This window comes from Paenibacillus durus (assembly GCF_000756615.1).
Lineage (GTDB): Bacteria > Bacillota > Bacilli > Paenibacillales > Paenibacillaceae > Paenibacillus_AQ > Paenibacillus_AQ durus.
Window position 1 is genome coordinate 5,046,214 of record NZ_CP009288.1, and the last position, 12,566, is coordinate 5,058,779.

Annotated in this window: 16 protein-coding genes; 3 read left to right on the top strand and 13 right to left on the bottom strand. The window is 49.7% G+C overall.

All coding sequences use genetic code 11. The features are described 5' to 3' along the window. Positions 1 to 151 precede the first annotated feature (151 nt). The 9 genes from PDUR_RS22030 to PDUR_RS22070 all read right to left on the bottom strand — a co-directional run bounded on the left by PDUR_RS22030 (position 152) and on the right by PDUR_RS22070 (position 6,889). Positions 152 to 805, bottom strand: a complete 654-nt coding sequence (locus tag PDUR_RS22030) for a response regulator (protein WP_042208213.1) — start codon at positions 803 to 805, stop codon at positions 152 to 154. A 298-nt stretch (positions 806 to 1,103) separates the two neighbouring features. Beyond that, positions 1,104 to 2,150, bottom strand: a complete 1,047-nt coding sequence (locus PDUR_RS22035) for a sensor histidine kinase (protein WP_042208214.1) — start codon at positions 2,148 to 2,150, stop codon at positions 1,104 to 1,106. A gap of 24 nt (positions 2,151 to 2,174) precedes the next feature. After that, entirely contained in the window at positions 2,175 to 2,822 is a 648-nt protein-coding gene (gene liaF, locus PDUR_RS22040; RefSeq protein ID WP_042208215.1) for a cell wall-active antibiotics response protein LiaF, read from the bottom strand. A gap of 175 nt (positions 2,823 to 2,997) precedes the next feature. After that, positions 2,998 to 3,699, bottom strand: coding sequence for a PspA/IM30 family protein (locus PDUR_RS22045; protein WP_042208216.1), 702 nt, complete (start codon positions 3,697 to 3,699; stop codon positions 2,998 to 3,000). Between the two features lie 3 nt (positions 3,700 to 3,702). After that, positions 3,703 to 4,203, bottom strand: a complete 501-nt coding sequence (locus PDUR_RS22050; protein WP_042208217.1) for a PspC domain-containing protein — start codon at positions 4,201 to 4,203, stop codon at positions 3,703 to 3,705. Between the two features lie 4 nt (positions 4,204 to 4,207). After that, positions 4,208 to 4,882, bottom strand: coding sequence for a PspA/IM30 family protein (locus PDUR_RS22055; RefSeq protein ID WP_042208218.1), 675 nt, complete (start codon positions 4,880 to 4,882; stop codon positions 4,208 to 4,210). Between the two features lie 46 nt (positions 4,883 to 4,928). Then, positions 4,929 to 5,231 (bottom strand): LiaF transmembrane domain-containing protein, encoded by a 303-nt coding sequence (locus PDUR_RS22060; protein ID WP_042208219.1) that lies wholly within the window; start codon positions 5,229 to 5,231, stop codon positions 4,929 to 4,931. A gap of 231 nt (positions 5,232 to 5,462) precedes the next feature. Then, entirely contained in the window at positions 5,463 to 6,347 is an 885-nt protein-coding gene (gene nifH / locus PDUR_RS22065; RefSeq protein ID WP_179945170.1) for a nitrogenase iron protein, read from the bottom strand. 71 nt (positions 6,348 to 6,418) lie between these two features. Continuing rightward, positions 6,419 to 6,889, bottom strand: coding sequence for a NifB/NifX family molybdenum-iron cluster-binding protein (locus PDUR_RS22070; protein ID WP_042208221.1), 471 nt, complete (start codon positions 6,887 to 6,889; stop codon positions 6,419 to 6,421). Positions 6,890 to 7,560: 671 nt separating this feature from the next. Here PDUR_RS22070 and PDUR_RS22075 point away from each other — a divergent pair. Genes PDUR_RS22075 through PDUR_RS22085 form a run of 3 tightly spaced genes read left to right on the top strand, consistent with a single transcriptional unit; the run spans position 7,561 to position 10,344 of the window. Further along, a complete protein-coding gene (locus PDUR_RS22075; RefSeq protein WP_052410345.1) occupies positions 7,561 to 8,682 on the top strand; it encodes a glycerol dehydrogenase in 1,122 nt (373 codons plus the stop codon). A gap of 6 nt (positions 8,683 to 8,688) precedes the next feature. Then, positions 8,689 to 9,867, top strand: coding sequence for an MFS transporter (locus tag PDUR_RS22080; RefSeq protein ID WP_042208222.1), 1,179 nt, complete (start codon positions 8,689 to 8,691; stop codon positions 9,865 to 9,867). Between the two features lie 12 nt (positions 9,868 to 9,879). Continuing rightward, a complete protein-coding gene (locus PDUR_RS22085) occupies positions 9,880 to 10,344 on the top strand; it encodes a heme-binding protein (RefSeq protein WP_042208223.1) in 465 nt (154 codons plus the stop codon). 6 nt (positions 10,345 to 10,350) lie between these two features. Here PDUR_RS22085 and PDUR_RS22090 read toward each other — a convergent pair whose 3' ends face one another. The 4 genes from PDUR_RS22090 to PDUR_RS22105 form a co-directional block, all read right to left on the bottom strand. Next, positions 10,351 to 11,097: an IclR family transcriptional regulator gene (locus PDUR_RS22090; protein ID WP_081949620.1), complete on the bottom strand. Its 747-nt coding sequence runs from the start codon at positions 11,095 to 11,097 to the stop codon at positions 10,351 to 10,353. Between the two features lie 124 nt (positions 11,098 to 11,221). Next, positions 11,222 to 11,953 (bottom strand): LysM peptidoglycan-binding domain-containing protein, encoded by a 732-nt coding sequence (locus PDUR_RS22095; protein WP_233277420.1) that lies wholly within the window; start codon positions 11,951 to 11,953, stop codon positions 11,222 to 11,224. A 71-nt stretch (positions 11,954 to 12,024) separates the two neighbouring features. Further along, a complete protein-coding gene (locus tag PDUR_RS22100; RefSeq protein WP_042208225.1) occupies positions 12,025 to 12,306 on the bottom strand; it encodes a GNAT family N-acetyltransferase in 282 nt (93 codons plus the stop codon). Between the two features lie 2 nt (positions 12,307 to 12,308). Then, positions 12,309 to 12,551, bottom strand: a complete 243-nt coding sequence (locus tag PDUR_RS22105; RefSeq protein WP_036641554.1) for a (4Fe-4S)-binding protein — start codon at positions 12,549 to 12,551, stop codon at positions 12,309 to 12,311. Positions 12,552 to 12,566 lie beyond the last annotated feature (15 nt).

Here is a 12,566-nt window from a genome sequence, read left to right on the forward strand (position 1 = left end):
GACGGCATTAACGCTTGTTACGTAAGCTTGCCCGGTAATGAGAATATCGCAGCAGAGTTGATATACGTGATGAAAGCGCCGGTCCGCATCGCGTCAACCGTCCGGTTAATGATCGGCGTGCGCTATGCCGGCGGCCGCCTGTCCGGCAATACTACTCAGCCAGTCCGTTCTTGTAAGCGTAGATGGCCGCCTGCGTGCGGTCCTCAACGCCCAGCTTGGCGAGAATGTTCGTGACATGGAACTTCACCGTCTTGATGCCGATAATGAGCTGGTCGGCAATATCCTGGTTGGACTTGCCCTGCGCCAGCAGCTTCAGCACTTCCATCTCCCGGTCCGTCAGCTCCGAGTGAGCGGGAGCTTCAATGCGTGCATCGCTGCGGAACCGGTTCATCATTTTGGAGGCGACCTCCGAGACCAGGACCGATTGTCCCCGTGCCGCCGCCCGGATTGCATCCGCCACTTCACTGGCGCGCGAGGTTTTGAGCAGGTAGCTGAAAGCGCCGGCCTCGATGACCGGGTACATTTTTTCATCATCCAAATAGCTTGTCAGCACAATCACCTTACACTCGGGGTACAGCTTCATTACCTGCCTTGTTGTCTCAATGCCGTCCATCCCTTCCATCACCAGGTCCATGAGCACGACATCCGGTTTGTACTCCTGCGCCAGGCGAACACCTTCCTCCCCGCTTCCGGCCTCGCCGACCACTTCAATCCCTTCCTCAGTCCCAAGCACCGCAGCCAGTCCGATTCTGACCATTTCGTGGTCGTCCACAAGCAGCACTTTAATCGGTTCGCCATTCTCCATGGCCAATCCCTCCCAAAAGTTTGTGAGTCCAGTTACCTTCCACTCCGAAAGAACGGCCCGGCAAGCCTCCAATTGGAGTGCTGTACCTATAAGCCAGAGTTCTCCCCTCTAATTCTCCTAAACTGGACGCGGCCTGTAATCTGACAGATGATTCATCTTATAATCCCGGGCCGGCTGATCCTCTCCTTTGTTCGAAAAGGCTCTATTAGCTGAAAATTAGACGACAGAATTCCGGCGGATTCAGCGGCATTCTCCGATGATACTTACTGAGCCGCGCCCGCAGGACCATGCCTAGGATCTAGATCCCCTTGTCCTCGCTAAGCAGCGGCACTGTAATCTCGATACGGGTACCTTTGCCCGGCGCCGTGATGAACTGGATCGACCCTCCAGTTTCCGTAATACGCTCCTGCATATTGGACAGGCCGTACGACGTCTGCTTGTAATCATCCATTTCAAAACCGATGCCATCATCGCGAATGGTCATCCGGACCGTGTCGCCGCGGCGGTGAATGCGAATCTCCAATTTTTCCGCTTTGGCATGCCTCAGCGTGTTGGAAATGGCCTCCTGAACAATGCGGAACAGATGGTTCTCGACGCCCTTTACCAGTTGTATGCCGGAATCCATCTCGAACAGGATGTCTATTGGCACCTTCACCTTCAGTTCCTTGATCAGCTCCCGAATACCCTGGTCCAGACCTTTTCCATCCAGATAAACCGGACGCAGATGCAGCAGCAGCGCTCTCATCTCTGACTGGGCCACGGCAGCCATCTCCTCGATCAGGGCGATCTGGCGCTGGGCCTTGTCGAAGTCCTTTTCGAGCGTCCGGCCGACCGCGGTCGCCGTCATCGAGATAGCGAACAGCTGCTGGGAGACCGCATCATGCAGTTCCCTGGCCAGACGCTGCCGCTCCTCCACAATTGCCGTCAGCCTCGCCTGTTCGGCAAGCTGGGCGTTATTCGTCGACAGCCGCTGAAGCGTCGTCACCTGATTCTCCCACTTGCCGCCGATTACGTTGAGCTGTTCTGCGAGCCTGCCCAGTTCGTCCTCGCCGAGTGGCGGCATGGAGAGCGTCAGATTGCCTTTTTCCCAGAGCAGCAGCGTTTCCCGCATCCGTTCAAGCCTGCGCTTAACGCGGAAGCTCTGATAGAATCCGAAGCCCACGCCAAGACCGACCGGCAGAAGCACGACCGAAGCCGTCTGCAGCCCATAGCTCCAACTTTCAAAAGGGCGCATAAATCCATATGTATACATCATATACAGGATAACCAGCAGCAGGACAAAGGAGAACAAGGCTCCCTCGCCCATACTGCGCGACATGATGTTGGCATTCTTTTTATGATCCATCCGGAGTTCTCCCCTCCTTATCCGCTATGGCATTCTTACATCCAAATCTCCCATCAAATAGGAAACGCTGACTTTAACCCGATGTTCGCTGCTCTCATAGCCCGGCGATTTCCAATTCAACCGGTTCAGCATGCCCGCATCGCGCTGGCTGCCGAATTCAATGGAGCCGAACAGCACGAAGGCCTCGATCTCCACGCCGTAGCCATCCGCCAGATGCAGGTCCATATCGCCAAAAATCCCCTGAAACAGCATAATCGTTTCCTTATCCTCCGCCATCGCGAGCGACAGATCCAGATCCGTTTCTCCCAGCACATGCCAGGCGCTGAGACTATGCATCACCCAAGGCGACCGGTCCCAGTTAAAGCTTGAGGAGAAATTCTGCTTCTGAAGATGGTTTCTCCCCTGCTGCAGCCCTTTGGATTTGACAAAAAACATGCCAAGAGAGATCAGGCAGATTCCCAGCACCAGCACCAGATGATCCAGCAGCAGCAGGACCGCGCCAATTCCCAGCAGCGTATAGCCCTGTTTGATCTTACCCGACGTTGTCAGATAGATGCCCAGCAGCAGAAATAAAAGGGCGACAATGGAAAAAAAACCGATCCATCTGCCAAAAATCATCAAGCATCCGACAGCAATCAGTCCTATGGCTATCAAACGGTTTCGCTTCTCCATCCTCGCACCTCCTGATGTATTATAGTTCGGACAACCCCGCACAACCTGGGACCAAACGGCCGGAAAAGCCATGACGGCATGGTGATCCATCCGTATGGCTTTACCCTCGCTTCAGCATATCATATCAACCTGTATTTTTGGAACAGTCTTTATCCTGTTGACCGTATATTCCGCCCTATTCTTCCTTGCTCACGGAAGGAGCGGCGGAGCCGTTCAGCTTGCTCTTCAGCGCGTTCAGCTGTTCCTCCACCTTCAGCTGCTTCTCGGCGTCGACAGGGCTGTACGCGGCTGCGGCCGTTGGCCGGTAAGGAGCGCGCAGCACATCGGCTTCGGCTTCAAGCTGCATGATCTTCTCTTCCATGCGGTGGAATCCAAGCGAAGCGCTGCCGCTTTCGATACTGTGGACGCTGCTGATTTGCGACATTTGCTTCTTCGCTTTCGCCATTTGGGCCCGGGACACGAGCTCATTGCGTTTGTTGCGCAGCTTATAGAATTCATCTTTCATGTCGTGCAGCTGCTGAACCAATTCCTTGGCATGGGCATCCGCTTGGGAATGCAGTTCGCTGTATTCGCCATATTTTTGGTCGAAGTAAATTTTCTCCTCAAGGAGCTTGCGCGCCACTTCTTCCTGGCCGTTCTTCAAGGCAAGCTCGGCTTGCGCGCCGCGCTGTCCGGACAATTTCCCGGCTTCATCCACACGCTGCTTCATCCGGCGTTCATTGGCCATTTGTTTGGCAACCGTAACCTCCGCCTCGTGAATCTCTCCCTCCATGTCGCGCAAATACTGGTTCAGCATGACAACCGGATCTTCCACCTTATCCAGCAGATCGTTAACGGATGCTTTGGTCATATCTTTAATTCTTTTAAAAACTCCCATGTTTTACACTTCTCCCTTCTTATCTTCGTATTTGGCAAGCTTGCGTCTAAGTTCTTCGATTTCTTTTTGCATGGCTTTTTTCTCAATGTCCTTCATCATATCGTCCAGACCGGAGTCCTGCGCGGTGTAGCCTGTTGTTTTACTGTATCGCGGATCATAATAGTCGCTGCGGCTGTATGGCCGCGAGCCGGATGGACCGGAGTGGCCGAATGGGCCTCGCGGACCGCATCCCCGGCGTCCATATCCATCTTCTCCTCTATAATGCGGACCGTAACCGCCGTCCGCCGTTTCAGGACCAAAGCCGTATGGCGGATAAGGCCCCGGCTCCTTCGGAAAGATCAGCGCTGCGATGAAATACACTGGAATAACAGCGCCGCCCGTAAAAGGAATGCTGATCAGCAGCAGTATCCGCAGCAGGGTGGAGTCGATGCCGACCGACTCCGCCAATCCGCCGGTGAGTCCTGTCAGCACTTTGTCACGGGTAGATCGATATAACCTCGTCATAACGCTACTCCTTTCCATCTTTGTTCAGCTTCTCCTTCAGTTTGGCCAGTTCCCGCTCCAGAACAGTAGCGACCGTCTCGCCTGCCTGAACCGCGTACTCCTGGCCCATTCGCCGCAGGTCGCGAAGACTTTTGGCTTCGAGCTCCCAGTCGGTAAGCTGGTCTTCCAGGCGCCCGAACATTTTTGGAATGTCGCCTCCGCCGTAAGCGGCCGCCCGCTGGTTCATCCGCTGCTGCAGCCGGAGCGTTTCCATCCGGGCCGCATAATACTGACGCTTGCTGTAGACCGACTGATACTCCATCTTCAGTTCGCCGAGCTGCTGCTCCAGTTCCAGCAGAGATTGCCGGCTCTGCTCCAGAAGACCGCCGTACTGCTCCAGCTTTTCCTCGTAAATGATTTTCTCCTGCAGAGCCAGCTTTGCCAGATTGTCCTCGCCCGCTTTCAGCGCCAGCAGCGCCTGCTCCTCCCGTCTATTCCTCATGGAAGTCGCCTGGTCTACCTGATGCTGAAGCTGCTTCGTATGGTTCGCGTACTGCTGATACAATCTTTCAGCTTCGCTGATTTCCTCACGGGTCGTGTATAGAAATTGATCAATCAGCTTCACGGGGTCCTGACTTTGTTCAAGCTTTTCATTTAAATTGGCTACGGTAATGTCCCGCATGCGACGAAAAACGCTCATAGTGTGCCGCTCCCTCCTTGCCGTTAATTTGAGTTCTGCTTAAGCTTTAATAATAGGTGCTTTTCTTGCCCTTAAGTACCGATATTCCCCATACAACCAACGCCACGCCGAGCAGCGGTCCGATCAGCCACGACAGTTTGGCGATCAGGGACATGACCCCGATAAACATTACGATCCAGCCGATCACCTTGCGTCCGCTCTTAATTCCGTAGTAACCAAGAACAACCAGCAGTACCGGGAACAGCAGCCTGAAAATCCCGTGTATCAGCGGAAGCGCTATACCCAGCAGCATAATAGCGCCGATGACAATCAGTACAACCGCAAAACCGTTTCCTCTGTTTCTTTGCATTTTTTTCACCGCCTTTCGTTGTCCTTCACCTTATGCTCTTATTGTAGGCTGAATCCAGTCCGCCCAAAACGGACCGGGGACGGTTTTTGGAACTGGACCTTAGGCGGGGCACTTGTAAGACTGCCGTCCAAAAGTAAGGTAATAACACAAACAGGCTTGTAAAACAGCTGATCCAGCCGTTTTACAAGCCTGTTCTATTAATCTATGGGCAATCGCAGATATTCTCTTCGATTAGGCGCCGGTTGCTTCTTTAGCTTCCAATTTCTTGATAGCCGTTTCTTCGTCTTCTACCACACCGAAATCGATCAGCAGTTGTTCCAGTTCGTCCATTTCGATCGGAGTCGGAATATTCAGCATTTCGTTGTGCAGGATTTTGTCAGCCAGCTGCTTATACTCTTGAGCTTGGTTATGCTCAGGGTTGTATTGAGTAACCGTCATTCTTCTCAGCTCGGCATGTTGTACGACGTTGTCGCGAGGTACGAAGTGGATCATTTGCGTGTTCAGACGACGCGCAAGCTCCATGATCAGCTCATCTTCACGGTCGGTGTTACGGCTGTTACAGATCAGGCCGCCCAGACGAACACTGCCGCTTTGTGCATATTTCAAGATACCGCGTGCGATGTTGTTGGCAGCGTACATAGCCATCATTTCACCGGAACAGACGATGTAGATCTCTTGTGCTTTGTTCTCGCGGATTGGCATTGCGAAACCGCCGCATACAACGTCACCCAGTACGTCGTAGGAGATGAAGTCCATACCTTCGTATGCGCCTTGCTCTTCCAGGAAGTTGATGGAAGTGATAATACCGCGGCCTGCGCAGCCTACGCCTGGTTCCGGACCGCCGGACTCTACGCAAAGGATGTCGCCAAAGCCGGTTGCTACTACGTCTTCGAGTTCAAGGTCTTCTACGGAACCCAATTCAGCGGCCATGTGAAGCACCGTTTGTTGAGCTTTCGTGTTCAAGATCAGACGAGTGGAGTCGGCTTTAGGGTCACAACCTACGATCATGATTTTTTGGCCGAAAGTTGTTGCCAGCTGAGCCAATGTGTTCTGGGAAGTCGTGGATTTACCGATACCGCCTTTACCATAGAATGCGATTTGTCTTGCTTTAGCCATATTTCTCATCCTCCATATTTAAATTATTCAGATTATTATCAATGCAAATGAATGCAAATTTCTGACGGACATCATTTTGATAGACCCAAACTGGCGTAGAACTCGGCGCTTTCCAGCAGCAATTCTTCAATGTCCCCTTTGCCGGAAATTGCTGCTATTCCTCTCTGCAAAAGCTTACTGCGCGGGGAATCGCCAATTCCGGAACAAAGAATCGCCTGGCAGTCCGCGAACAAAGCGGCCGTATCGTCAAAAATCTTCTTCTTGTCGACCGGTTCGCCACTCTCTGATCTCCCGGTGCAATAGGCCTCAACGTGACGCACTTCCAAAAAGGTCGTTGACTGGCCCGAAACATCGTAAACCCAAAATTCACTCGCATGTCCAAAGTGGACATTAACCTTGCCGCCGCCCCGTGTCGCAACAGCTATTCTGATTACCGGGGGCTCGAAGCCCAGATGATCGGCCGATTCATTCTTTCGCTCGGCGTCCACATTGGTTACCTCCGTCTGATTCCGGCTTGCTTCATCGTCACCGATTAATTCCACCCGACCGCCTCTCCTTCAAATGAGATTTGCGAATCATTCAGATACGAGTGTAACAAATGTTACATTTCTTAACTTGTCATGTAGACGTTGTTGTTCTTAAGAGATATATTATCCTTTCAACTCAAATCCCGTCAATGAATGTTAAGCGCATACATTCATCGTTGACAAATCGTTCAAGATTGGCGTTAGGTTATATAACATATTCCAGCGATTTTCCACTTTTTCCACCTGAAGGTACCGCTTTCATAAATCCTTTCCAGCCATTGATATATTTGTGAAGGGATAGCCATGCCTCTCTGACGTTCCTAATGGGCATTAATTGTTCACAAACCCGCCTTATCGACTGCTGTTAGCGGCGACAAAAAAGCCGGAATGCGACCCTTCTGCAGCAGAACGAAATTGATCCGAGAGAGTCTAAGCTTGTGCTTTGTCCATGAAACCCAGATCATCTTAAGCTTTCGATGTTCATCGTCATGAATACTATCATGATCGATCCTCCTTATTCTCTTCAGCGGCTACATTCCATTTTTTCATTTTATTGTTTCTATTTTTGAAACTTTTCAGCAAATTTTGATATGTATCGTTTACCTGGCTACCATAGAAATCAGATTTATCAGCTGCGTATTTCCAATCAAAGCCGCAGCCAATTATCAAAGAAGGGAATGAACAACTTGGGACAAATTAAAACAAGCACACGCGGATTTCTGGCTCCGGCCAAGTATATTCAAGGCTACGGGGAAATAAGCAAGCTTGAGAGCTACACTAATTCATTTGGCACGAAGTTCCTGGCTTACATTGATTCCTTTTTATTCGAAGCCTTATCTTCCAGACTGTACAGTGCATACGACACCGCCAGCATTATTTGTGAACCTTTTGAGGGTCAGGTTTCCATTGAAAATTCGGATAAGTATATCCATACAGCCCGCAGCGGAAATTATGATGCGATTATCGGAATCGGCGGAGGAAGAACGCTTGATATGACCAAGCTGGTGGCTAATGCCCTGGATTTACCGTTAGTCATTATACCTACATCTGCGGCAACCGATGCACCCACCAGCGCCTTATCTGTCATTTATTCCCCTGCGGGAGAGCATATCAACGAAATGTTTTACGACAAAGGGCCCGACCTGGTTATAGTCGATACCGAAATCATCTCGAGCGCTCCTGTTAGGCTGCTGGTGGCTGGTATGGGCGATGCGTTAGCGACCTTCTTCGAGGCTCGGGCGTGTAAGGAGTCCGACTCGCAGAATAACATCAAAGGAGAATTCAAAAGAACCCTCGCCTCCTATGCCATTGCCAAGGAATGCTACAACGTTCTACTGCAAGACGGGTTAAAAGCGAAGCTGGATGCGGAAGCGGGCATTTGCTCTCCATCCATGGAAAATATTATTGAGGTCAATACTCTCTTGAGCGGCATTGGAGCCGAAAGCAACGGAGCGGCAGGCGCGCATGCCTTTCATGACGGCTTTACCGCTTTGGAGGAATGCAAGCCTTATCTCCACGGAGAACGGGTTGCCTTTGGCGTGTTATGCCAGCTTGTGCTGGAAAATCGGGATACAAACGAGCTTGAGCAAGTGATCCGGTTCAGTCTAAGCGTCGGGCTGCCTGTGACATTGAGAGAAATTGGAGTTTCGGAGCCGACAGAGGAGAAAATACGGACGGCTGCAAAAGCGGTGCTGCAATCCCCCCTTATTTTGCGCGAGCCGCTTGATATAACGGAAGATATGCTGTACCATGCCATCCGCTCTGCCGATATATTGGGGAATCATTACAGGAAGAGAGGTCATCAGTAAATCTAAATGTCCACGAAAATATATATTGCCTTATTTTCTCTTGCCCTTAGCGCTTTCGCAATTGGCACGACCGAATTTGTCTTAGTTGGATTGCTTCAAACTGTAGCGAGTGATCTTCATATTAGCATCACGCGTGCAGGGACACTTATTTCCGGTTATGCAGTCGCCATTGCCGTTGGAACTCCGCTTATCGCTATCCTCTCGGGGAAAGTGCCCAAAAGAAGATTTTTAATCATTCTGATGGCTGTATTTACCCTGGGTAATTTGCTAAGCGCGTTCTCTTACTCCTATCATCTGCTTATGCTGTCACGGGTTCTAACGGCCGTCGCTCATGGAGTGTTTTTTGCGGTGGCGGCAACTGTTGCTATGGATCTGGTTCCAGAGAATAAAAAAGGGACTGCGGTATCCATCATGTTTACAGGGCTGACCGTAGCAACCATTGCGGGTGTTCCGCTAGGAACATATATTGGCCAACATTACGGTTGGCGAGCAACCTTTGGTGTAGTAGCTGCACTTGCGCTGATCGCTCTTGTCTGCAATTTCTTGGCTATTGACAAAATTAAAGATCAATCGAGCACCCTCCATCTTAGAGATATTGTAAAAATAATATCGAATAGCCGAATCTTGCTGGCTTTATTGATGACTGCATTAGGTTTTGGCGGAACTTTTTCCTTGTTCACATATCTCACGCCTATTTTGGAAGACATCAGCGGATTCTCTGCAAGCTCGGTCACCCTTTTGTTGTTGGTATACGGGATTGCAGTAGCTGCCGGTAATCTGGCAGGCGGAAAAATCGCCAATACTCACCCTGTCAAAAATTTAAGACTCGTATTTCTATTTCAGAGCGTTGCCTTGTTGTTGCAAATCCTGCTATTACCAAACAAGATGCTGACAATCGCAGGACTTATTATCATGGGTTTCTTTGCCTTTATGATGTCTCCGGGCGTGCAGGCTTATATCTTGGCACTCTCAGAAAAGTTGGCTCCCTCCGCCAAAGACCTAGCGTCAGCTCTGAATATTTCAGCATTTAATATTGGCATTGCCGCTGGCTCCACACTCGGGGGCTACGCTGTAGACTACCTGGACTACCTGGATACGGCTTGGATTGGAGCAGTCATGGTGATTGCAGCCATGCTTCTAGCTATAATCAATTATCGATTGGATAAACAACAAAATCTTTTTTAGGAGTGAATCTAAATGAATCTGCAAACTTTGGAACAACTGGAAAATGAACTTGAATTGACGCAATTCACAAACGAAGATGCTCTGGAGCTGGGATTGACGATTATTAACTATGCAAAAGAACAAGGAACCGCGGTCGCCGTCCATATTGAACGAAACCGGGTTCCTCTGTTCACCCATTTGATGGATGGCACCTCTGAAGAAAATGTCCATTGGCTGTATCGAAAAAAACGGGTCGTAGATCATTACAATAAAAGTTCCGCCTATATTGCCGCACGCTTCGAGCAAAACGGAACCACTCACGCGGAAAGCTCGCTCCTGCCGCCTGCCGAATATCAGGCTGTCGGAGGTTCACTGCCTCTGCGAATAAAACATTCAGGCAGCATCGGTTCCGTCACGGTTGCCGGATTAACCGGCCCATTGGACCATGATTACGCAGTAGAAGGTTTGAAAAGATTTCTGGCAGCACGCAAGTCTTAATGGATGCTACTTGTCCAGCAAGCTTGAAATTTGTACGCTGCATGCCAGCAGCTTTTTGCTTAGAGCCCGGTCCTTCTTTTTCGTCAGACGCGCAGAGGGACCGGATAAAGCAACCGCAGCGATGGCCTCCCCCTTGTGAAAGATGGGAGCGGCAATACAACGAAGTCCGATTTCCGTCTCTTCATCATCAATGGCATAGCCTTGCTGCCGAATCACCTTCAGGTGCTCCCTTAATAAATGCAAATCGGCAAATGTATTTTTCGTATTTTTTTGCAGCGTTATGTTGTTCAGAACGGTTTCCCGTTTGCCTTCATCCAAATGAGCCAAGATGACTTTGCCAAAAGCACTGAGATGAACATACGCATAATCGCCCACCTTGGAATGGATACGCATTGAATGGGTGCCCTCAACGACTTGGGTTGTCACCACATTGATGCCGTTCAAGATGCCGATATATAGGGTCTCTCCAACTTCTTGGCTTAGTTGATTCAGCGGAGGGACAGCGATCCAGTCAAGCCTGGGGTTGGCAGAAGCGGTGGTCCCTCCGCCCACTTTTTCAGTAAGGCTGTATAAATGCTCTTCCTTCTTTACATATCCTGCAACCTCAAGTGTGTACAGCAGTCGAAATGTAGTCGATTTATTCAGGCCAAGCAGCCGCATGATGTCTGTCAGCTTCATCGGCTCCGATTGCCTCAATGCCTCCAAAATCGACAGCCCTTTTTTTAATGTGGCCGATTCATATTGCTTCATCATTCCACCTCTTTATATGTGAAGCAATAATAAATCAAACGCAATTAAAGATCAACTATCGATAGACTGGGAATCGGAGAAAACCACGGCAGTGATAACGAACCCATAATACCTTTAATCATTCATTTTATTTGACGAACAAATTTTGGAACTGTTTTACTATTCCAGCCGTAAAGACATCCGCCATTTCCAGCGCCTGCTTCTCAATCTGATCGTATGTCTCAATATCGGATTTATAATTTCCGGATAGCCGGAAAACTGCTTCATCTTTGGTCAGCCGCAAATGCTCATGCAGCATCTTCATCAAGACTCGCTTGGGCCAGTTTGGGTTGATACTGCTTAGGAAAGCAGCGATTTCATCCGCATTGGCATACCATTTTTTCTCCGCTTCCGCGGCTGCTTGGGTGTTGCCGGCTTTCGCCGCTTTAACAAGCTGCGCTGCTAATACAAGATGCTCTTTCATTAAAGCGCTGAATCGGGAGGCGATCTCGTCGCCATAGTAACGTTTAATCACGGCAGCCATATCCGGAACATTTCGCAGAAGACGTTCAGTCACCTGCGCTTCATCCGGCAAACCCGCCGCGATGCTTATGATAAGCATCCTCGTCCATGCAACATGCTGTTCCCAGAGCATTCGCCAGACTTGGTTTAATTCTGCTTCTGACTTACTGATGCACGTAGAGCTTTGTACTGGGTCAGACTTACTTCTTAAGTATGGGAATAATGGTTGCGCATAAGGAATACCATTCATCTGCCCGTAATGAAAACTGTACGGATAAATCCCTGGATAGACACCGTCCACTGAATAAAACGAAGGTTGATACCGCGGATCTGCTTCCCACGGTGCTGAGTAGAACATGCTTTTTTCCTCCCCAACATAGTTATTTGCCTAATATCTATATGTGGGGGAGGGGTTGTTGGGCACTGATTTTATTTATTGAGAACATCCGCGTCTTCGGAGTAATGCTCAAATCTTCCCTTGGCAAACGGACATAAGGGTATAATCTTAATACCGTTTTCCCGAGCGTATTCAACCATTGCTTTGAAAAGCTTGTCGCCAAGCCCCTGTCCCCGGTAAGCATTGTCCACCAAAGTATGATCAACAATATATAGTTCCGGACTTGAGGGTACATACGTCATTTCGGCAGCAATTGCGCCGTTATCTCGGATAAGAAATCTTTTATTAGCTGTTTCATGATCTACAATATACATATTTATTCCTCTTTCTTTAGTGAATTTTCGGTGTCCAGACGTTTATACGTCAGTGCTCCGCTTGGACATTTGTCGATATGCCGGGCGATTTCCTCTGCAGGGGCGGCATCGGGATTAACCCATGGGCGCTTGCTTAAATCAAAAACAGCAGGAAACCCCTTTACGCAAATACCGGAATGCGTGCATATCTCCGAATTAAACATAACCTCAATATCTTTACCGTAGTATAATTTCTGTTGACTCATACTCCTTCACACCTT

What these genes read in the sequence shown, in the direction of transcription:
- PDUR_RS22030 (WP_042208213.1), bottom strand. Translation starts at nt 805, where the DNA reads ATGGAGAATGGCGAACCGATTAAAGTGCTGCTTGTGGACGACCACGAA.
- PDUR_RS22035 (WP_042208214.1), bottom strand. Translation starts at nt 2,150, where the DNA reads ATGGATCATAAAAAGAATGCCAACATCATGTCGCGCAGTATGGGCGAG.
- liaF (WP_042208215.1), bottom strand. Translation starts at nt 2,822, where the DNA reads ATGGAGAAGCGAAACCGTTTGATAGCCATAGGACTGATTGCTGTCGGA.
- PDUR_RS22045 (WP_042208216.1), bottom strand. Translation starts at nt 3,699, where the DNA reads ATGGGAGTTTTTAAAAGAATTAAAGATATGACCAAAGCATCCGTTAAC.
- PDUR_RS22050 (WP_042208217.1), bottom strand. Translation starts at nt 4,203, where the DNA reads ATGACGAGGTTATATCGATCTACCCGTGACAAAGTGCTGACAGGACTC.
- PDUR_RS22055 (WP_042208218.1), bottom strand. Translation starts at nt 4,882, where the DNA reads ATGAGCGTTTTTCGTCGCATGCGGGACATTACCGTAGCCAATTTAAAT.
- PDUR_RS22060 (WP_042208219.1), bottom strand. Translation starts at nt 5,231, where the DNA reads ATGCAAAGAAACAGAGGAAACGGTTTTGCGGTTGTACTGATTGTCATC.
- nifH (WP_179945170.1), bottom strand. Translation starts at nt 6,347, where the DNA reads ATGGCTAAAGCAAGACAAATCGCATTCTATGGTAAAGGCGGTATCGGT.
- PDUR_RS22080 (WP_042208222.1), top strand. Translation starts at nt 8,689, where the DNA reads ATGTCCACGAAAATATATATTGCCTTATTTTCTCTTGCCCTTAGCGCT.
- PDUR_RS22085 (WP_042208223.1), top strand. Translation starts at nt 9,880, where the DNA reads ATGAATCTGCAAACTTTGGAACAACTGGAAAATGAACTTGAATTGACG.
- PDUR_RS22090 (WP_081949620.1), bottom strand. Translation starts at nt 11,097, where the DNA reads ATGATGAAGCAATATGAATCGGCCACATTAAAAAAAGGGCTGTCGATT.
- PDUR_RS22095 (WP_233277420.1), bottom strand. Translation starts at nt 11,953, where the DNA reads ATGTTCTACTCAGCACCGTGGGAAGCAGATCCGCGGTATCAACCTTCG.
- PDUR_RS22100 (WP_042208225.1), bottom strand. Translation starts at nt 12,306, where the DNA reads ATGTATATTGTAGATCATGAAACAGCTAATAAAAGATTTCTTATCCGA.
- PDUR_RS22105 (WP_036641554.1), bottom strand. Translation starts at nt 12,551, where the DNA reads ATGAGTCAACAGAAATTATACTACGGTAAAGATATTGAGGTTATGTTT.